Origin of the sequence: Micromonospora sp. NPDC049836 (genome assembly GCF_044465125.1) — a bacterium.
Lineage (GTDB): Bacteria > Actinomycetota > Actinomycetes > Mycobacteriales > Micromonosporaceae > Micromonospora.
In genome coordinates this window covers 461,139-479,503 of sequence record NZ_JBITLH010000003.1, presented here as the reverse complement: position 1 = coordinate 479,503, position 18,365 = coordinate 461,139, and the positions used below count along the sequence as shown (strand labels likewise).

General features: G+C 68.4%; 19 protein-coding genes, 1 other RNA gene and 1 pseudogene. 13 read left to right on the top strand and 8 right to left on the bottom strand.

Translation table 11 applies throughout. The features are described from left to right. Nucleotides 1-15 precede the first annotated feature (15 nt). The 3 genes and pseudogenes from ACIBPB_RS10085 to ACIBPB_RS10075 all read left to right on the top strand — a co-directional run. Nucleotides 16-279, top strand: a complete 264-nt coding sequence (locus tag ACIBPB_RS10085; RefSeq protein WP_396839199.1) for a hypothetical protein — start codon at nucleotides 16-18, stop codon at nucleotides 277-279. Nucleotides 280-622: 343 nt separating this feature from the next. After that, an RNA gene (gene rnpB, locus ACIBPB_RS10080) (RNase P RNA component class A) lies at nucleotides 623-1,032 on the top strand. A gap of 756 nt (nucleotides 1,033-1,788) precedes the next feature. Then, nucleotides 1,789-3,546 (top strand): annotated as a pseudogene (locus tag ACIBPB_RS10075) (IS481 family transposase); the annotation flags it as partial. On the opposite strand, the gene ACIBPB_RS10070 reads toward ACIBPB_RS10075, so the two are convergent. The 4 genes from ACIBPB_RS10070 to ACIBPB_RS10055 all read right to left on the bottom strand — a co-directional run bounded on the left by ACIBPB_RS10070 (nucleotide 3,542) and on the right by ACIBPB_RS10055 (nucleotide 6,531). Next, entirely contained in the window at nucleotides 3,542-3,967 is a 426-nt protein-coding gene (locus ACIBPB_RS10070; protein ID WP_396839198.1) for a hypothetical protein, read from the bottom strand. The pseudogene ACIBPB_RS10075 and the gene ACIBPB_RS10070 sit on opposite strands and share 5 nt — an antisense overlap. 458 nt (nucleotides 3,968-4,425) lie before the next feature. Next, the gene (locus ACIBPB_RS10065) at nucleotides 4,426-4,866 is read right to left on the bottom strand and encodes an ankyrin repeat domain-containing protein (protein ID WP_121400387.1); all 441 of its coding nucleotides are present in this window, start codon (nucleotides 4,864-4,866) and stop codon (nucleotides 4,426-4,428) included. Between the two features lie 106 nt (nucleotides 4,867-4,972). Beyond that, nucleotides 4,973-5,668 carry an HAD family hydrolase gene (locus tag ACIBPB_RS10060; RefSeq protein WP_396839196.1) on the bottom strand — a complete coding sequence of 232 codons (696 nt, stop codon included), beginning with the start codon at nucleotides 5,666-5,668 and terminating at the stop codon, nucleotides 4,973-4,975. Further along, entirely contained in the window at nucleotides 5,665-6,531 is an 867-nt protein-coding gene (locus ACIBPB_RS10055) for a GntR family transcriptional regulator (RefSeq protein ID WP_396839195.1), read from the bottom strand. Before ACIBPB_RS10055 ends, ACIBPB_RS10060 begins: the two co-directional genes overlap by 4 nt. A 199-nt stretch (nucleotides 6,532-6,730) precedes the next feature. Between ACIBPB_RS10055 and ACIBPB_RS10050 the strand changes: the two genes are divergently transcribed. From ACIBPB_RS10050 to ACIBPB_RS10010, 9 genes are all read left to right on the top strand, one after another. Then, a complete protein-coding gene (locus ACIBPB_RS10050) occupies nucleotides 6,731-7,060 on the top strand; it encodes a hypothetical protein (protein WP_121400390.1) in 330 nt (109 codons plus the stop codon). Nucleotides 7,061-7,253: 193 nt separating this feature from the next. Continuing rightward, nucleotides 7,254-7,376, top strand: a complete 123-nt coding sequence (locus tag ACIBPB_RS10045) for a hypothetical protein (protein WP_255421077.1) — start codon at nucleotides 7,254-7,256, stop codon at nucleotides 7,374-7,376. A 100-nt stretch (nucleotides 7,377-7,476) separates the two neighbouring features. After that, the gene (locus ACIBPB_RS10040) at nucleotides 7,477-7,752 is read left to right on the top strand and encodes a hypothetical protein (RefSeq protein WP_121400391.1); all 276 of its coding nucleotides are present in this window, start codon (nucleotides 7,477-7,479) and stop codon (nucleotides 7,750-7,752) included. Further along, a complete protein-coding gene (locus tag ACIBPB_RS10035; protein WP_121400392.1) occupies nucleotides 7,752-7,988 on the top strand; it encodes a hypothetical protein in 237 nt (78 codons plus the stop codon). The genes ACIBPB_RS10040 and ACIBPB_RS10035 overlap by 1 nt, the downstream gene beginning before the upstream one ends. Before the next feature lie 382 nt (nucleotides 7,989-8,370). Next, the gene (locus ACIBPB_RS10030; RefSeq protein WP_121400393.1) at nucleotides 8,371-9,459 is read left to right on the top strand and encodes an FtsK/SpoIIIE domain-containing protein; all 1,089 of its coding nucleotides are present in this window, start codon (nucleotides 8,371-8,373) and stop codon (nucleotides 9,457-9,459) included. Between the two features lie 5 nt (nucleotides 9,460-9,464). Further along, a complete protein-coding gene (locus tag ACIBPB_RS10025; RefSeq protein ID WP_396839194.1) occupies nucleotides 9,465-10,427 on the top strand; it encodes a hypothetical protein in 963 nt (320 codons plus the stop codon). A gap of 150 nt (nucleotides 10,428-10,577) precedes the next feature. Beyond that, on the top strand, nucleotides 10,578-11,888 hold the full coding sequence (locus ACIBPB_RS10020) for a replication initiator (protein WP_396839490.1): 1,311 nt from the start codon (nucleotides 10,578-10,580) through the stop codon (nucleotides 11,886-11,888). After that, nucleotides 11,881-12,054, top strand: coding sequence for a helix-turn-helix domain-containing protein (locus tag ACIBPB_RS10015; RefSeq protein ID WP_121400396.1), 174 nt, complete (start codon nucleotides 11,881-11,883; stop codon nucleotides 12,052-12,054). Before ACIBPB_RS10020 ends, ACIBPB_RS10015 begins: the two co-directional genes overlap by 8 nt. Continuing rightward, entirely contained in the window at nucleotides 12,055-13,257 is a 1,203-nt protein-coding gene (locus tag ACIBPB_RS10010; protein WP_396839193.1) for a tyrosine-type recombinase/integrase, read from the top strand. Between the two features lie 286 nt (nucleotides 13,258-13,543). Here the strand turns inward: ACIBPB_RS10010 and ACIBPB_RS10005 are convergent, their stop codons facing one another. Continuing rightward, complete coding sequence (locus ACIBPB_RS10005; RefSeq protein ID WP_396839192.1) at nucleotides 13,544-13,936, bottom strand: hypothetical protein; 393 nt, start codon at nucleotides 13,934-13,936, stop codon at nucleotides 13,544-13,546. A 1,027-nt stretch (nucleotides 13,937-14,963) separates the two neighbouring features. Continuing rightward, the gene (locus ACIBPB_RS10000; protein WP_396839191.1) at nucleotides 14,964-15,923 is read right to left on the bottom strand and encodes a PhzF family phenazine biosynthesis protein; all 960 of its coding nucleotides are present in this window, start codon (nucleotides 15,921-15,923) and stop codon (nucleotides 14,964-14,966) included. A 231-nt stretch (nucleotides 15,924-16,154) separates the two neighbouring features. On the opposite strand from ACIBPB_RS10000, the gene ACIBPB_RS09995 reads away from it, so the two are divergent. Continuing rightward, nucleotides 16,155-16,691: an AAA family ATPase gene (locus ACIBPB_RS09995; protein WP_396839190.1), complete on the top strand. Its 537-nt coding sequence runs from the start codon at nucleotides 16,155-16,157 to the stop codon at nucleotides 16,689-16,691. 119 nt (nucleotides 16,692-16,810) lie between these two features. Here the strand turns inward: ACIBPB_RS09995 and ACIBPB_RS09990 are convergent, their stop codons facing one another. Continuing rightward, nucleotides 16,811-17,476: a hypothetical protein gene (locus ACIBPB_RS09990; RefSeq protein WP_396839189.1), complete on the bottom strand. Its 666-nt coding sequence runs from the start codon at nucleotides 17,474-17,476 to the stop codon at nucleotides 16,811-16,813. 52 nt (nucleotides 17,477-17,528) lie between these two features. Further along, complete coding sequence (locus ACIBPB_RS09985) at nucleotides 17,529-18,032, bottom strand: hypothetical protein (RefSeq protein ID WP_396839188.1); 504 nt, start codon at nucleotides 18,030-18,032, stop codon at nucleotides 17,529-17,531. Between the last annotated feature and the right edge of the window lie 333 nt (nucleotides 18,033-18,365).

The window sequence follows — 18,365 nt, the reverse complement described above, 5'->3', positions numbered from 1 at the left end:
GACGACGTCGACGCCATGCTGGCGCAGACGCAGGACGGAGTACGCGGTCCCCTCCACATCCATGCCAGCTCGACCCGCACCCACCACGAGGCGTACCGCGAGCGGGTCCCGGTGGGGCGCGAGCGGTACGGCGAGCCGACGCTCGGTAGCCAGCTCTCGGCGGTCCTGGCAGACACCGCGTCCCTCAAGGAAGATCAGGGCGAGGTCTTCGCCGGCCGCGACCTGCTGCTCTTCGAGCAGATCGCGGATCGGGCCCCGCTCGCGGGGACCTCGACCTGATGTCGCCGGCACCGCCATCGCCCAGCTCACGGACGCCAATGTCGGCACGATCATCTTCAACGCGAGCATCTGGGAGAAGGCGCCGTTCGACCGGCTGGGTCTCGCGGAGATCAGATCGATCCTCGACACCGACCTCGTCTCCGCCCTCGTGCTCGTCCAGGCACTGTCAGCCACCCCGGAAACGGACGTCTGACCATCCCGTACGCCGGCGCCCAACCGGGGCGACCTCACCGCAGACGCCGATCCCGGACCGGATCCTCAGCCAGGTGAGCGCCTACGACGTGCTGGGGACGGGGCGGAAATGGGCGTGGCGCCGCCGTCGTTAGGATGGGTGCGCGACGGACGAGTCGACCGGGCGGTCGCGTCGACGGGCTGCGGCCCGTCGCCGAGGAACGTCCGGACTCCACAGGGCAGGGTGGTTGCTAACGGCAACCCGGGGTGACCCGCGGGACAGTGCCACAGAAAACAGACCGCCGGCCCGTAACGGAACGGTAAGGGTGAAACGGTGGGGTAAGAGCCCACCAGCATCCCGGGTGACCGGGATGGCTCGGTAAACCCCACCCGGAGCAAGGCCAAGAAAGGGCCGTCACCGCAAGATGACGACCCGCGCAGACGCTTGAGGGCGGCCCGCCCGATGTCTGCGGGTAGGCCGCTGGAGCCTGCCGGCAACGGCAGGCCGAGATGGATGGCCGCCGCCGATGCGCCCTCGCGGCGCGTCGGTCACAGAATCCGGCGTACAGGTCGACTCGTCCGTCGCCCACCAGCTCAGAGCCGTAATCAAGGCTCTGAGCTGGTTCTATGTCCGGGTGTCGATGGTCGTTCTTGGTCAACTTTGGCCGACATTTGACGGCCTGGCGACGGCCTGACGGCCCGGCGACGGCCTGATCTTGGACGGGCCTTCATCGCTTTGCGTCTATCTGCGTTGAGGTTGTGGTCGGTTTCTGGCTCGGCGGCGCGCCGCACTTACCCCCGGGCTGCCATCCCGTCACCGTCGTCCCACACCTCGTGGAGCGGGCCTGCCCCGGGGCGACAAGGTGGAGCGCCCTGCCGGACGAACGACCTTGGCACCCCGGGGCAGGTCTGCTCGGCTTTGCCTGGGACGGCGGTGACGGGATGGCAGCCACCGCAACCACCGCGGACCGTGAGCCGCTGACGGTCCCCAGCCATCCCGGAGCCTGAGGCCCCCGCCGGAGGCGCTTTGACCTGGCTCGCCGGGAGCCTTGCCCTGTTCGGCCGGCGGCGGCCTCTTGGCTCTCTCGTTGCTGCGCCGTGCGCCGGGGCGTGACCGGCCGCCAGGCCGCACGCGCGCCCCGGCGCGACACGGCGGCGGGCCGCAGGCCCGCCCTTGACCAAGTAAAGAAAGTCTGAACACACTACGCTCCGGCCAACTGTCCTGCGCCGGTTGATGCTTGACACGGCGGCCTCGGTTGACGTTTGACACCTGGTCGGCCTGGTGCTCGTTGCGCCTGTAACTCAGGCGGGAGGAGCACCGGGTTGAGGCTTGCGGAGTTGAGCGTTATGGAGCAGCGGTTTCACGCCGTGATGGAGTGCCTGGGCGGGACGCCGAAGACGGAGGTCGCCGCCCGGTATGGGGTGTCTCGGCAGACGATTCACAACTGGCTGGCCCGGTATGCCGCCGAGGGCGTCAAGGGTTTGGAGGACCGGTCGCATCGTCCGCATGTCTGCCCGCACCGGGTTAACGCCGCGACGGAAGCGTTGGTGTGTGAGCTGCGGCGGGATCATCCGCGGTGGGGTCCGCGGCGGCTGCGGTTCGAGGCGGGCCGTCGCGGGGTGACTCCACCACCGGCTCGGGCGACGGTGTATCGGATCCTGCGACGGAACAACCTGGTGCTGGCGGTGCCTCGTAAGCGTCGGCGGGAGGACTATCGGAGGTGGGAACGGCCGGAGCCGATGGAGTTGTGGCAAATGGACATCGTCGGGGGTGTCCTGCTCGCTGACGGCACCGAGGCGAAGGTGGTCACTGGTCTGGATGACCACTCCCGCTATTGCGTGATCGCCACGGTGGTGCGTCGGGCCACCGGCCGGGCCGTGTGTGCCGCGTTCGCTGCTGCTCTGACCCGGTTCGGGGTGCCGGGTGAGGTACTGACCGACAACGGCAAGCAGTTCACCGGCCGGTTCACCAAGCCCCGTCCGGGTGAGGTGTTGTTCGAGCGGATCTGCCGGGACAACGGCATCGTCGCCCGCAACACCAAGCCCCGATCTCCGACCACCACGGGGAAGGTGGAACGGTTTCACCAGAGCCTGCAGGGTGAATGCCTGGACGGACGGGTGTTCGCCACCCTGGAGGAGGCCCAGGCCGCGGTGGACGCGTTCGTCGCCGAATACAACCACGACCGGCCGCACCAGGGCATCGACGATGCCTTCCCCGCCGAACGGTTCCATCGCCCCACCGCCGAACTGGTGCGCCCCGCCGTAGAGGGCCTGCCGCTGCGCTTGCCGGCCGGGCTACTGCCCGCCGCGCCGCCGGCCCAGAGAACGCCACCCGCCGTCGAAGTCGACACGTCGCTGACCGTGTCCACCGCCCGTTCTCAGCCAGTGCAGCTGGTTCGGGTCGTGCCGCCGTCGGGGAACCTGACCGTCGCTCAGCAGCAGGTGTGGCTCGGCCCCGGCCTCGCCGGCACCGCGGTGACGATCTGGGTCGACACCGATCGGCTGCACGTCCTGACCGCCGACGGCGCCCGCATCAAGTCCAGCCCGTCCCGGCTGTCCCAACGTGACCTAACCCGGTTGCTGGCCAACGGTGGTATCCCCGCCGGTCCACCACCATTGCCGCCGGCTGAGCCGCAAACCGCCGCTGTCGAGGTCGACCGAGTCGTCAACGCCTGCGGTGGCATCAGCATCAGCGGCCGGCAGATCAGCGTCGGCATGCCCTTGGCAGGCCAGCGCGTTCGGGTCCGCCTTGACGGGATTCTCCTGCACGTCATCGACGACGTTGGGCAACTGCGCCGCACCCTGCGCTGCCCACTCCCGCCCACCGCCTGCACCCGTATTCGCGACGCCCGCCCAGCATCCGCAATCCCGCCACCAGCGGCCATCCCGAGCGCGGAACGAGTCGTATCCATCAACGGCAGCATCCAAGTCGCCGGACAGAGAATCCAAGTCGGCAAGGTCCATGCCCGCAAGGTGGTCTCCGTCGTTCTCGACGAGCACACCGTCACCGTCTACGACGCCAACAGCCCGATCAACGCCGTCCCTCGGCGCAGCACCACCGGTCTGACCCGCACCAAAGCGCACCACCACATCAGGGCCTCGGACACCCACCGGGCGACTCCAGGGACTCACCCCGGCCTGCCCGGTCCCACTCGGCCTGGTACTCGGCGGGCAGATCACTGATCGGTACCCAGGACAACGCCCACCGCGTCAGCTTGAGCAGCTCGGCGGAACTCACGTCTGACAGCGCGGCGAAGTCACCGGGGAGCACGTCGAGGGGGAAGTGCTCCACGCTGCCATCCAGGCGGTGCGCGAGAACAAGGGTGCGATAGCAGGGCTGCGGGGTGGACTCGCGCAGGATCGCCCGCATGATCGCCGCACGGCCGTGTTCGACGTGCTCGGTGATCCAGTCGGCGCGTCGACCGACGCCAAGATGCATGTCCCTCGCCCGCTGCGCGAGTGCGACCAGCTCAGCCTTACCCAGCCTCTTGATCTCGCGTGGCAGATCTTGGGTCACCCCGGGAGGTTAACCCCTACGATCGATCGCAGCACCACGGCACGACCTAATCGATCACGACCAGGCGTCAAACGACCTCCGACGCCGTTCCGTCAACCATTATGCGAGACCAGGCATACGCTCCGGCCAACGGCCAAGTCACTGGCGACCAGCTCATAAGATTGGTTCATGCCGACCTACGGATGGATGGTCCTCGCGATCGCAACCGTCGTTGCGTTGGTCTCAATGGCGTGGCTCCGGCGCTCCCGGCGCGGCAGACCGCGTACCAAGGAACAGCAGCGCCAGGACGCGGTGCGGGCGGCGCGGTCAATACGCAGGAATTCACTCCGACCGAACCGGGACACCTTCGAGCGAGGCCACGGTGTGCCGGATCGGCACTCTAACGCCATCTTCGAGAACGGCGCCTTGGGTGACGGGGCCGGCGGTGGTGGTGGAGGCGGTGGGCACTAGGCCGTGTTTCAGATGTCAGCGTCGGTATGAGCAGCGCGCTTCGCGCCTGCGGCCAGGAGCAGGCCGGCCGCCTGTGAATGATCGCCGCGTAGCGCCCAATCCAGTGGTGAGTAGCCGGTTCCTTGGTCTTCGCGCAGATTCGGGTCTGCACCGTGGACGAGGAGTAGGTGAACGACGGTGTTGTATCCCCAGGCCGCGGCAGCGCATAGGGGCGTTCCCTCCATGTCCCCTCCGCTCTCCGTGTCGGGTACCGCGCCGGCTGCCAGAAGTACCTGCACGAGTTCAGCCGAGCCGTTGACGGATGCCTGATACAGCGGAGTGGTGCGGTCACGGTCGGGAACGTTGGGGTCCGCACCTGCGCGAAGGAGAGCGCTCACGGCTGCGGCGTCTTCGCGTCGCACTGCCTCCATCAGTCGCTTCGTGCGCTTCTTCCTCTGTCGCAGGTTCACGTGCCCAGCGTAGGTAGTGCGCCCAGGCACCGCGATCAACGAGTGGCCCTGAAACGGCTTATGAAACGCACGCTAACCAGGGCGAAGGTTGCAGTCCTCCCCAGCCTTAGGAGTTCATCCGCGCGACCAACACGTCAGCGATCTCCCGCATGCTAGTGACCACTACGTCGGCTCCGGCTTCCTGAAACTTTCCGACCTTGGCCGGGCGGTTCGCGTACCCGATCACAAGTGTCCCGGCTGCTCGCGCGCCGTCGATGTCCGAGAGTGAGTCGCCAATCAGTACGCACCGGGCCGGCGGCTCACCTACCGCGTGCGCAGCCTGCCGGATCGGTTCCGGGTTGGGCTTCATCCGCTCCGGGGCGGCGTAGGCCCGGCCAACGATCGGCGAGACATGGACGGCAAGGCGGTGCGCTGCCAGGTAGGCGCTCACGGCACCGGCAGAGTTGTTGCTGACGACCGCCACGGGGAGGCCGGCTTGCCGGGCAGCGACGACGACTTCCCGGCCGTATGGCGTCGGTTCGGCGGTCCCGACGGCCTGGCGCTCAGCCGCGCACAGTGCATCCTCTACCGCCTGCGTGACCTTCTGGTCGCCGGCGGCCCCGATGCGGCGTAGTACCTCAAGCGGGTCCGGTTCGCTGGCGAGATCCGGCGGGACTTCGATGCCGCGCCGGTGCAACACCTCGACCAGTTCCGCGGCGACCCTCGGCGCTGGATAGCCCGCGAAGACGCTGCACACCGGCCCGTCGAAGTCGAGGAGCACGGCACCGACTTCGTCGAACAGCCGGCCAAGGTCGGCGTTCATGCGTCGTACCGGTAGGCGATGGTCGACCACACCGAGTCGAACCACTGGCGCGACGCTTCCACGAACTGCGTGCCGTGGGAGGCATCGTCGTCGGTGACCGCGTAGTGGAAGAGCGGCACATCCTTGCCCATCAGGTCATAGATCGCCATCGGTTCACCCTTGATCGACACGATGCGCTCAACGACCGGATAGAAGCCGTAGAAGACTTCGTCGCCGTTGAGGATGTAGAGCTTGAACAGCGGGGATGCCCGGTGCATCCGTACCTCGACCGTGGTTGAGCGGATGAGCCCGAGGTCGCCCAGCTCGGTGACCTGGTCGATGATGCCGTCCGCTGCCCGGCGGGTGATCCGTTCCGCTCGCTCGCGTACGGCTGGATCGTCGGCCTGGGTCTCGGCTCGTGCGGGGAGTGCCATGGGGACGGTCATGTCGGAGATCAGGACGCGCACGGTGATCGTCTCTGGTGTCAGTCGCCCGACCCGGACCTTGTCGAGCGCCTCAGCGAGCGCGTCCCTCAGCGTCTCCCCGGAGAACCCGGCGAAGTCGATGCTGACGTGAGGTCGCTCGAATGCGGCTTCGATGTGGGGGCGCAGCTCGACGGCCCGCTGTGTCTGAGCGCGGACGAAGGCGCCGCTTCCCTGCCGGGTAACGATCAGTCGTTCTGCCCGGAGCAGGTCCAAGGCTCGCTTGACGGTTTCTCGTGCGACGCCGTAGCGCGCTGCTAGGTCGGGCTGTGACGGCAGCTTGTCGCCGGGGGAGAGCCGGCGCGTGAGGATGGCGGCTCGCAGCTTGTTCGCGATCTGTTGCGACGCCTGCTTCGGGTCATCAGGGTCCAGCTCACCGAGGAAATCAAGGTTCTCGCTCACAGGTTCAGACTAGCCCTGACTAGCCAAGTAGGGAAACTTCCTCGCCGCGCCCTTGACTTGGCTAGCCAGGCACAGCTACCTTCTAGACCTTGCTTGACTAGCCAGGTGCGACAAGCTGGCGAACGTCGAGTCAGGCGGGCAACTCCGTTGGATTCGCGCTACGCGCGGTGAGACCGATCAAGATCGAAGGAGACCAGAGATGCGGAACATCCCGGTGAACCTGGCTGGCTTCAAGCTGCGGGTGGTGGAGGAGCCGTCGATCAAGGCGGATCAGGACGGCAAGGTGATCACGGCTTACGGCACGAGTGACCCGCTGTACACGGTGGCGGTGTTCGCGAAGCCCCTTGCGACCGAGGACGGCTACCGGGGCAAGGGCGAGGAGCTTCGGATCACGCTCTCGGCGGACCCGGGGCAGGTGGAGGAAGGCGACCTGGTGGAACTGGTCGGGGCCACGGTGTCGCACTGGGAGCGGGACGGGCGGTCCGGCTTGACGTGGAAGGCGCAGGGCCTCAAGCCGGTCATGCGCTGAGGCAGAAAGCCTCGCCGCTCCGCCCCTGTCTGGTGGGCGACCCGTTCGAGTCGGGTCGGGGCACTTTCGTTCGGGAATGCGGTCCTTGCCGTCCTCATTTCCGGGCGTCTCGTTCGTTGAGAATTCCACAGTGGATACAGCCTTGCCTGAAACAGATTGAATGACGCTATTCGAGAATCGAAAGGAGGTTGTCATGTCGGACTTCGAGTTGATCCTTGTCGGATTGCTGATGCTGTCAGTTTCCATCAATGTCGGATTGGTTCGCCGCGAAACGCGTCGGTGGAGGCGGGTATGGCGGCTGACCGGTCGGGAGTGACCGCCGGCCGGTGGTTTCTATCCGTCCCTCGGATTCGTGCTTCCCGGGGGCGGGTGGTGTCCACCGATCGTGTGGGCTCCCGGGCGGAAAGGGGCAGGGGATGGATTTGGTGCCGGAGGTCGTGAAGTCGTGGACCGGCAGGGCTCGGTATGAGGCGCTGGTCGGCAACGTGCAGGGGCTGGCGCTGCTGCTGGACGGGGTGAACAGCCTGATCAAGGCGTGTGAACCGCCGCCGGGGACGCTGTACCAGTTCGCGGCCCGGATCGAGGACCTGGAGGACGCGCACAAGCAGGCCGTGGAGACGCTGCGGGCGTTCCACCTGCGGGTCAAGACGTACGAGGCGGACCTGATCGCCAAGCCGTGGAAGGTGAGTTGATGTCATACCGGATCAGTGACACCTACGACGGCGTCGACCAGGCTATGCGGCTGCTGCGACGGTCGATGAAGGGAATGCCGGAGCGGTACCGCTACATGAAGCACTACGACGAACTGCGGCGGGCGGTGGCGGTGCTGTTAATCCTCCTGGAAGACGCGACCCCGTGGATGGAGGAGACGGAGAAGGCGAAGCGGGCAACGACGCTCGCGCGGAAGATGCTCGACACGGTCCGCTGACCGTAATTGTTCGACGGGAAGGCCCGGATTGGTGATCCGATCCGGGCCTTTCCTTGTCCCGAAACACAACTTGACGAAATTGCATTCGGACTGGTGAGAGAAGGTGCGAGAGATGGGTAAGCGCGTTCAGGGTTGGGAATGGCGTGTGGCGGGTTGGGCTGCTCGGCACCCGGGGTTCGTAGCGACTCCGGCCGCTGCGGCTGCCTCCCTGGTCGAGTTCGGGCCGGCGGCGACCGGTGGTGTGGTCGCGGGTGCGGTGGCGGCCGGTGTGGGCTGGTACCGCGGTCACCCGGACTCGTGGTCCCGGTGGGCCGCTCCTCGGCTGCGGGCTGTGCGTCGGCGGTGGCTGTCGCGGGCCTACCTCGGCCCGTGGTGGGGTCGAGTGACGGAAGCGTGCAACCTGGTGACCGTCCACCGGACGACCGGCGTGATCAACCATCCTCGGATCATTCGGGTGCGGTCGCACTCCCCGTCCACTGAGACGGTCTACGTGCGGCTGCTGCTCGGGCAGACGCCGACGATGTGGGAGGAAGCCGCTGACGCTCTTGCCGTGGCGTTGCGGGCTGAGCGGGTCGGCGTCGAGCGGGTGCGTCCCCAGGTCATCGCGCTGGTCGTGCAGCGGTCGGAGCCGTTCACCGAGGCGATCATCCCGCCGGACCTGCTGGCTGACTCCGAGGCGGTCGACCTGTCGCGGGTGTACCTGGGCGAGACCGAGCACGGCACCGACTGGTACGCGCCGCTGATCGGGCAACACTGGCTGATCGGCGGGGCCACCGGCTCGGGGAAGAACTCGGTGACCTGGATGGCGCTGCGGGCGTGCGCTCCGCTGATCCGTGACGGCCTGGTGCGCGTGCACGTGGTCAACCCCAAGGGCACCGAACTCAACGCCCTCCAGCCGGTGTCGCATCGGTACGCCGAATCCGACGGCGACATCGTGGAGGTCATCCAGGGCTTCTGGGCCACGATGCAGGCACGCAAGAAGGTTCTTGCGGAGCAGGGCCAGCGGACCTTCACCATGTCGCGGGAGACTCCGCTTGACGTCCTGGTCGTCGACGAGCTGGGCGCGGTGACCGGGTACGGCGACCGGTCCCTCACCAAGGGCGCACAGGCGGCGTTGCCGCTGATCCTGTCGCAGGCTCGGGCGCTGGGCGGCAGCGTGATCGGCGCGCTTCAGGAACCCACCAAGGACGTCATCCCACAGCGTGACCTGTTCTCCCTGCGGGTTTGCCTGCGGACCACCTCGGCCGGACACGTCGACATGGTCCTCGGTGAGGACATGCGGCGCCGGGGTGCGCTGGCCGACGAGATCCCAAACCACCCGAGCACGGCCGGCATCGGCTTCGTCGTCAAGCAGCGTTCCCGTACCCCGGTGCGGGTCAGGGCCGCCTACTGCGACGACACCGACATTGCCGACCTCGTCCGGGTCGCCGGCTGGCCGGTCTCGGAACTGGCCACGGCGGGGAAGCGGTGAGCGACATGGGGCGCGACGACAAACCGGCTCGGCTGCCTCGTCCGGTCCGCCGGCTCAGTAAGCGTCTGGATGTGGCGCGGCAGCTTCACGACCTGGAGCAGGACGCCGCACTTGACATCGTGGACATCGAACGGCTCCGGGTGTCCGTGACCCGCTCGCTGTGGATCTTCCTGGCGGTCGGGTCGGTGTTCACCACCACCGGCGTTCAGGACTTCCTCGCCGGGCACCTCACCCCGGCCGACCCGGTCTGGTGGGGCTGCTGGGGCGTCGAACCGTGCCTCGTCGGCATCCTCATCACCGTGCTCCGGTGGGAAGCCGCGATGATCGCACGCGGCATCGACATCGACTCCGGGGCCGTCGACTGGCTGAAACGGTTCCTCCTCGGCTCGACCCTCGTCATGAACGTCGTTCCGGCGCTGTGGCCTCGGGAAGGCGGCATCAGCGCGGGCATGCTCGCGGCGCACATCATGGTGCCGGTCCTGGTGTTCTTCCTGGCCGAAGTCATGCCCATCGTGCAAGCACGCTGCACCCAGGCACGCCGCGCGATCACGCTCACCAAGCCTGAGGCCAGCGCGACCGACACCGTCGACCAGGTCCCGGCCGTCGCGGTTGAGACCCCGACTCCTCCGGTGGAAGCTCCGGCCGTCTCCGCGTCCGTGGTTCCGCCACCGATCACCCCGGTCGAGCGCGTGGCCGTCTCGGTGATGCCGGAGGCCGTGATCTCCTCCAACCCGATCACCCAGGCCGTACCGGAGCAGACCCCGGCACCGGTCCCGGCTCCGGCTGTCGAGCTGGATGGGCTGGGCATCCCGGCCGGCATGCAAGCGCAGATCCGGCAGCTCGTCGCGGGCTCCACCGACCCGGTCACGGCCGTCGACGTCCAACGCGCCACCCGGCTGCCGCTGCCGATCGCGGCGCGGGTCGTCGACCGGCTTACCCCGGTCACCGCCAACGGCTACGCGCACTGACTCGCGCCTCTTCTCTCACTCGCTCCGGCCCGCCGTGCTCCACACCTCGGGGCACGGCGGGCCTGTCTCTGGAGGGATTCCATGCCATCACCACCGCACGCACCTCGACCGGCGCACGGCTACGACGCTGAGGCTGCGCTCACCCGGTGGATGCGCTCGCCGGCCTACAAGGAATGGCGGGCCGGCGTCGAGAGCGTCAAGGGCTGCCTCCAGCCTGTCCGGCTCACCGGCAAGTGGGAAGTCCGGCACCTCGGCACCGGTGACCTGATCGCATCCCGATACGGCCGGGTGTGGGCCTCCTGCGGCACCCGCCGCGCCGCCGTCTGCCCCACCTGCGCCGACCGGTACGCCGCCGACGCCTGGCACCTCATCCACGCGGGCATGAACGGCGGCAAGGGCGTGCCCGACACCGTGGCCCGATCGACCCGGCTCTTCGTCACCCTCACCGCCCCGTCCTTCGGCGCGGTGCACAACCGGCCCGGCAAGCGGCCCTGCTCTTGCGGGCGCTGGCACCCGGAAGGGCATCGACTGCTGGGCAGCCCGATCGATTCGGGCGCCTACGACTACACGGGCGCGGTGCTGTGGCAGGCGCACAGCGGCCAACTCTGGCACCGGTTCACCATCGCCCTACGCCGGGCCGTCGCCGCCGCTGGCGGGCTCACCGTCCGCGCATCCGGGGCACACCTGCGGATCTCCTACGCCAAGGTCGCCGAGTATCAGGGCCGGGGCCTGGTCCACTTCCACGCGGTCATCCGTGCGGACGGCCCATCCGGCCCGGACTCGTCACCCCCTGCCTGGCTCATCCCTGACGTCCTGGCCGACGCGGTCCGTTCCGCGGCTTCCTCCGTCGAGCTGGACACCGCCCGACCCGACGGGACCACCCTTCCCCTGCGGTGGGGAAAACAGGTCGACGTCAAGGACATCACCGCCACCGACATCGACGTCCTCAACGGCGACGACGACGGCGACCAGGTGGTCAACGACACCCGGCTTGCCGGCTACATCGCCAAGTACGCCACCAAGGGCACCGGCGCGACCGAGACCGGAGACCGGCGCATCCGCTCACAGGGGCACATCGATCAACTGCGGGTGTCCGGCCATCACCGAGCCATGATCCAAACCGCGTGGGACCTCGGCGGCCTCGACCAGTACGCCGACCTCAAGCTGCGCCATTGGGCGCACATGCTCGGCTTCCGCGGCCACTTCCTCACCAAGTCCCGCATCTACAGCACGACCTTCAAGAACCTGCGCGCTGAGCGCCGCGCGCACCAGCTTCAGACCGCGCTCACCGAAGCGGGCCTACCCGCCGATGCCGAGGTCCTGGTCGTCAACGACTGGTACATCCTCGGCATCGGCTACGACTCCCGCGAGCAACTCGAACTCGCCGAAGCCATCGGTGACCGCATCCGCGCCGCGCGGAAGAAGCAAGCACCAGAAAGGGGAGGGGATTCCGATGGCTGAGGTCTGGTCGGTGGAGGACGTGGCTCAGTTCCTGCGGGTCCCAGTGGCGACCGTTTACCGCTGGCGGAAGGTCAACTACGGTCCGCCGGCTGCCCGAGTGGGGAAGTACCTGCGGTACGACGCGGCCGACGTGCGGGCCTGGTTCAAGGCTCAGGCGGCGGCATAGATGGCACACATCGAAGATCGCTGGTACAAGACCATCCGGCACCCCACCGGGCGGACCGAGCGGGTCAAGTCGGAGCTGTTCGGTACGGGCTACCGCTACCGGGTCCGGTACATCGCACCGGACGGCCGGGAGCGCAGCAAGTCGTTCCCCGACCGGGCCAAGCGGGACGCTGAGGCGTTCCTTGTCTCGACCGAGACGGACAAGCTCCGGGGCTCTTACGTCGACCCGGTTGCCGGGCGGATGACCTTCATGGAGTACGCCGAAACCTGGCTCCGGACGCGCTCGTTCGACGAGTCGACCCGGGAGAGCACGGAGTTCCGGGTACGGAAGCACCTGCTGCCGTTCTTCGGGTCTAAGCAGCTGGCGGCGATCAAACCGGGCCACATTCGGGAGTGGGATGCCGCGATGGTCGGGAAGCTGGCTCCGGCGACCCGGGCCGTCGTGTTCGCGCACCTTCGGACCATCCTCGGCGCGGCAGTCGACGACGAACGGATCGCGAAGAATCCGTGTTCGGCAAAGTCGGTGAAGCCGCCGCGACCGGTTCAGCGTCGGGTGGTGCCGTGGCGGTACGACCAGGTTTCGGCAATCCGCGGTGGCCTCGCTGAGCGGTATCGGCCGATGGTCGACCTGGGCGCCGGATGCGGGCTGCGTCAGGGGGAGATCCTGGGGCTCGGCGTCGACGACGTCGACTTCGAAGCGGGCTGGGTGCACGTCTCGCGTCAGGTCAAGCTCGTCCGGTCCCGGCTGGTCTTCGGGCTACCCAAGAACGATCGTGACCGCCGGGTGCCGCTGCCTGATTCCGTCGCCCTGGTCCTGCGGCAGCACGTCGACGACTTCGCCCCGATGAAGCTGACCCTGCCGTGGGAGAACCCGGCCAGCGACGAACGGGCCACGGTGCCGCTGCTGTTCACCACTACCCGGCAGGGTGCGATCAACCGGCGCACCTTCGATGACAAGAGCTGGCGACCGGCTGTCGTGGCGGCCGGCATCACGCCGACCCGGGCCACCGGGATGCACGCGCTTCGCCACTTCTACGCCTCGTCGCTGCTCGACGCGGGGGAGAGCATCAAGGCCCTCGCGTCGTACCTCGGCCACGCCGACCCCGGCTTCACGCTCCGGGTCTACACACACCTGATGCCGGCCAGCGAGGAACGCACCCGGAACGCGATCGACAACCTCTTCGCGTCGGGAGAGAAGCCCTGACGGCCTGGCGACGGCCTACAGCGGTTGTCGCCAGGCTCCGCCCCAGGTCAGCGGATGTCTCACCGTCATAATCCGGCGTACAGGTCGACTCGTCCGTCGCCCACCAGCTCAGAGCCTCGATCAAGGCTCTGAGCTGGTTCTATGTTTGGGCGTCGATGGTCGTTGTTAGTCAACTTTGGCCGGCGTTTGACGCCCTGACGCCCTGGAGACGCCCTGAGTGGTGACTCAGTTAGCCTCCTGCCGGTTTGGTCGTGCGCCAACATGTCAGAGCAATCTGCCTGGGCTATCACTGCAACTCACGCCACTGTCCTGACCGATCAGGGTCACCTGTGCGGACGAAGTCCTCGACAACTTGCCAGGCTCGTTCGAGGTCCAGAACGAAGTCCGCGGTGAACTCGACCGGGTCGTCCAACACCAGCGCTTCCGCATTCGCTCTCGCGGGCTCGTCGGCGGCTAGCAGAGAGAAGGCATCCTCGGCCGTCATCAGATGGACGACCGCCGCACTTCCCGTGAACCCGAGCGTCAGCACCGGGAATGCGGCGTCGGACCGTACTTCGAGGTAGCCGCGCCCCTGGGCACGTAGTTGATCGAACCGCTCGATGAGGCCAGCGACGCCGGACCGCTCCGCCGGAGCGAACCTTCCTGACGTCGGCGACGTAGCACTCCACGAGATGTTCACCCGGCGACCCCCTCGACGATCACGAGGCTACGGCTTCCCGGCGCCGCCATTCCCGGAGCAAGCCAGACTGGGCGCGTCCGGACGTTGCCTCCGCGGCGCGAGCAGCCGTGCGACCGGCACGGAGGACGAAGCGACGAGGTGTTCAGACCGCGCGAGGTGCCGCTGTTGACCGCTCAATCGGGCACGCGTCGGGTACGCCGACGTTTCGGCGCTGCACCGGCGATTGGTGCTGGCTCGTATCCTCTGATGATGGCCGAGCATGCGCCGAACTCGCACCCGGCACTCGGAGGCGTGCCACGCGCGTTGATCGCGGCGCTGCTTGTAGTCGGGGTGACGGTGCCATCCTTCGTCATCCGTGGGCTGGTCGAGGCAAAGTTGGGAAACGGCCCGCTCGCGGATGTTGGCTGGATCGTAGTTCCGATAACCACTACGGCCTGGCTTGCACCGCGTGCCTCCTACCGCCGCCGAGACGCGCTGTGGTGGTTACTGGGCCCCGTCGGCCTCTACATCTTCGCGGTGATCGCCTGGCGGCTGGCCTTCCTGCCCTACCGGGATTGGCCGCCTCGACCCGATGAGGCGCCTCGGGTCCGTTGGCTACGCGACCGCCAACACACCGGTAGTGGTACCTGCCCCGGAGAGTCAACGTAGGTGCCCGGCGGGGTGATTAGTCGGCTGATCTCTGAGGCTGGCCGGCCCGGCCGACGCCGGCCGGAGGTCGCCAGCAGGCAGGGGCAGGCCCTACCAGCTCAGACACCTGACCAAGCTCTGAGCTGGTTCTATGTTCGGGCGTCGATGGTCGCCGTTGGTTAGCTTTGGCCGGCGTTTGACGCCCTGGAGATGCCTTGGTCTTGGCCGTGACGGCCTGAGATCGCTAAGCGACGACCTGATAGCGGGCGAGCAGCGACATGATGGTTGGATGCGGGCTGTCAGTAGCTGGTCGGGCGGGTGACGTACCCGAACCGTCGTGACGATGGAGCCGGGGTCGTTCGCCAGCTCTAGACGCAGCGTGGCGCGGCAGCTGGAAGCCCTAACCACCGACTAGGTCGACAGGCTGGCTTCCGTCACGGCACTGCTGGGCTGGTTCCTCCAGCAAGGTTGGGGCGGTGTCCCGGTCGCCTCGGTGTCTGTGGCGGATCACCGCTAATCCGCCGACCCGGGTCGTGATGCCTGCCGGCCCGTGTCGGGCCGAGGCGAGCACGCTGGCCGGTCGATTGAGGGTGTCACCCTGCTCCACCTCGATCGTGATCGTCTGTGCCCCTGTCGTGTCGAGCAGGTGGGCGGCCAGGCAGCCGGTGCTGTTGGCGTTGGCGACGTCCTCGTCGACGCCGATCGCCGGCGCGAACATCCGCGCCGCGCCTGGTCGGTCGCCCACCGGCGCTACGTACACGAAACAGCCGAGGAGCCCGTACCGCCGGCACGCCGTGCTCAGCCTGGCGAGGTGTGGGCGGACTCGGCGCAGCGCCGACCGGTCGCCCACCGGTACCAGGATGCGTGGTGCGCCGGGCGCGGCGATGCGTGGCGCGTCGGCCGGAGGCAGGTCGTCGGCGGTGAGCCCGAGCGCGGCGATGATCGCGGCGCGCTCGTCCGGCGCCGGCTGGCGCAGCGCGACGAGGCCCTGGTCGAACCACACCTCGACAGCGGCGGGGCGGCGGATCGCGGCGGTGTCGAACGTGCGCCCGCCGGTGTGTTGGCGGTCGTTCAGCTCACCCAGCGCGGTGCGGGTCAACCGGAGGGCCTGCGCGGCGACGGTGCCGTGGCCGCAGCCGGACAGTTCGGCGGTGGCGGTGAAGAACCGCACCGGCCAGCCACCGTCCGGCGTCTGCCGCGGGCCGAGGAACGCCGCGTGTGAGGTGCCGGCCGCAGCCGCGACCGCACACCGGTCGGCGTCCGTGGCCGCCGGGTCGTCGTCGGTGACGGCCGTGGGGCTGCCGCCCCGGCCGTCGCGCCGCACGCACGCATCAACCACCGTGACATCCGGCCAGAACATCGGCCCACCCCTGACGCTCAACGAACCGGCAACCGCGAACGGCGTCCGCCGCAAGCCGGACCTGCCCGCAACGGCCGACCGAACGCGTCCCGGAGCGTACCGGCGCAGCTCAGCCGACGCCGTCCCGCACCGGATAGTGGATGATGACCGCACCGCCGGTGGGTAGTTGACGACATCGGCGGCCACCGCTGGCCTTGCGGCGACGGTCGGTCCGGCCGGACGGGAGCGATGATGAGGCGACCGACACTGTTCCTGACTGTGGGCCTCCCATGCACCGGGAAGACCACTGCTGCTCGGCGCATCGAGATCGAGCAGGAGGCGCTTCGTCTCACCAAGGACGAATGGGTGAAGGCTCTCTACGGGCACGAGAATCCGCGATCGGCCGGAGACGTGATCGAAGGACGGCTCATCCAGATCGGGCTGCGCGCCCTTGAGCTGGGCAACAGCGTCGTGATCGACTTCGGCCTCTGGAGTCGAGACGAGCGCTCCGCGCTACGCCAGGCAGCAGCAGACCTGGGCGCGACGGTGGAGCTGCGCTACTTCAACGTCACCCCGGCCGAGCAGCGGAGCCGACTTGATCAGCGCCAGGCCGAGGCGCCACACACGACCTGGCCCATGTCCGACGACGAACTCGCCGGGTGGGCGGCGGATTTCGAGGTCCCAACGCCCGGCGAACTCGACGGCAGTGAACCCATTGATGACCCACCGGCCGGATTCGCGACCTGGGACGAGTGGCGCGGACACCGCTGGCCGCCATCGGTCTCCTGACACCCGCTCCTCGCAGCGCTGCCACTACCGCTCATCGGCACAGGGCCGCCCGGGGGCCTCACCCGACCGTCTCGTCCAGTGCCCTTCGGTGCCGGCGCTGGATGCGGACCTGACGACGCTCAACCGGTGCCTGACCGGGCTGCCTGGGACGCGATCTGGTCATGCAGGCGGCTCTGCGCACCCCACAGGTAGTAGGCGGGGATGCCGCGATACACGCCGGACCGGTAGATGCCGATCCCCGGGACGGACGCGCCGGCCCGTACCAACGGCGCCTGGACCACCGCCGCCTTCCAGACGAGTTCGTCGCAGCTGAACGAGGTGCCGTTGTCAGCTTCGACCCGAACTCCGGCTCGTTCGCGGCCCTTCGGCCCGAACGGAAGCAGATACGCCTCTGACACGCCGAGCGCCTCGCCCTCCGGACCGCCCGCAGCCCGCCGGCGCCGCGCCAACGCCTCGGTCGACTCCGGTGCTTCCGCCGGCCACGACAGCACTTCGCACTGCCCGACAGCGAACGGAAGGTCTGGCCGGTGCAGCGCCACCTCGTCCTTGGTCAAGGGCTCGGAGCGGACGTACGCGGCCTTCTCCCTGAGGGCGGACGCCGTGGCGACGTAATAGCTGACCCGTCGCTTCTTGACCTCGCCCAGGTCGGCCAGGCCCCACCTGCCGAGGTGCGGCCACCACGTGTCGTACATGACCACGCCGCTGTCATGCGCGATGACCCGCAATGGCCGGTCGTCGTGCGGCCATCGGAGCACCGCGCCCGCCGCTATCCTGGCCGGCCCCATGTGGGTGGACTCTACGGGCACGGGACGCCCCTGTGTGGCGGCAAGGGACCGCTCAGGTCGGGTTGGCGTACTCCTCCGAAGCCGCCTCGCCCTGGGTGCGGTGGGGGTCTGTCCCGCCGCCGCTCCTGGTTGCGCCGATCTCGTGGAAGAAGAACGCGTTGATGCCGACCATGACTCCGTAGACCGACAGCGGGACGGCGAGGACCTGGGACAGGATGGCCCACGGTCTGGTGGCAGTCATGCCGAGCCAGGTGAGCGCGACGCCGGCCATCAACATGAGCGTGGCGAGGACGATCCCGGCCGTGTCGCGGGAAACCAGCTCACGCGCTTGCCGGTTCCGGACGTAGCGCTGGGAGAGCGAATCGATGTGTTCGCGCAGGACCGTCTGGGCGATGCTGCCGGCCGGAAGGGCCTCCGCGACCGCGATCTCCTCCTTCAGGAGGTTCAACATCCGATCCTCTCGCCGATTCCTGCTGATCACCCAGATGCCTGATCCGATGGCGGTCAGCAGGGGCGTCAGGCCCGAGGCCAGGACGGCGACGGTCTCGATCTTCAAGCTGGCTCCTTCGGGGCTGCTCCAGCCGGTAGGGTATCGCCGCCGATCCATGCGGTTGGGGCCCGCTGGGGGAGGCCCGCCGCCTGCGGTTGGCGGGTCCTCCGCCCCACGGGCACCTGCCGGCCGTGGCATCCTGTGCCGAGGCAGAGTGTGTACGAGGCTGCCGGCGGCGGCGCGGGCCTGCTCCGCCTGGCGGCGGCATGGCACGCCCGGGTCCTGGCCGCACGAGTCCGCGGATGACGTCCCGGCGGGCCTGACCATTCCACGATGGTCGTGGGACGGGCCGCATCGCTGAGCCGGGTCAGCAGCGGCGGCCGGTGGCTCCGACCGGCA

What these genes read in the sequence shown, in the direction of transcription:
- ACIBPB_RS09990 (WP_396839189.1), bottom strand. Translation starts at nt 17,476, where the DNA reads ATGGGGCCGGCCAGGATAGCGGCGGGCGCGGTGCTCCGATGGCCGCAC.
- ACIBPB_RS09995 (WP_396839190.1), top strand. Translation starts at nt 16,155, where the DNA reads ATGAGGCGACCGACACTGTTCCTGACTGTGGGCCTCCCATGCACCGGG.
- ACIBPB_RS10035 (WP_121400392.1), top strand. Translation starts at nt 7,752, where the DNA reads ATGTCATACCGGATCAGTGACACCTACGACGGCGTCGACCAGGCTATG.
- ACIBPB_RS10010 (WP_396839193.1), top strand. Translation starts at nt 12,055, where the DNA reads ATGGCACACATCGAAGATCGCTGGTACAAGACCATCCGGCACCCCACC.
- ACIBPB_RS10025 (WP_396839194.1), top strand. Translation starts at nt 9,465, where the DNA reads ATGGGGCGCGACGACAAACCGGCTCGGCTGCCTCGTCCGGTCCGCCGG.
- ACIBPB_RS10085 (WP_396839199.1), top strand. Translation starts at nt 16, where the DNA reads ATGCTGGCGCAGACGCAGGACGGAGTACGCGGTCCCCTCCACATCCAT.
- ACIBPB_RS10020 (WP_396839490.1), top strand. Translation starts at nt 10,578, where the DNA reads ATGCGCTCGCCGGCCTACAAGGAATGGCGGGCCGGCGTCGAGAGCGTC.
- ACIBPB_RS10045 (WP_255421077.1), top strand. Translation starts at nt 7,254, where the DNA reads ATGTCGGACTTCGAGTTGATCCTTGTCGGATTGCTGATGCTGTCAGTT.
- ACIBPB_RS10060 (WP_396839196.1), bottom strand. Translation starts at nt 5,668, where the DNA reads ATGAACGCCGACCTTGGCCGGCTGTTCGACGAAGTCGGTGCCGTGCTC.
- ACIBPB_RS10000 (WP_396839191.1), bottom strand. Translation starts at nt 15,923, where the DNA reads ATGTTCTGGCCGGATGTCACGGTGGTTGATGCGTGCGTGCGGCGCGAC.
- ACIBPB_RS10015 (WP_121400396.1), top strand. Translation starts at nt 11,881, where the DNA reads ATGGCTGAGGTCTGGTCGGTGGAGGACGTGGCTCAGTTCCTGCGGGTC.
- ACIBPB_RS10040 (WP_121400391.1), top strand. Translation starts at nt 7,477, where the DNA reads ATGGATTTGGTGCCGGAGGTCGTGAAGTCGTGGACCGGCAGGGCTCGG.
- ACIBPB_RS10050 (WP_121400390.1), top strand. Translation starts at nt 6,731, where the DNA reads ATGCGGAACATCCCGGTGAACCTGGCTGGCTTCAAGCTGCGGGTGGTG.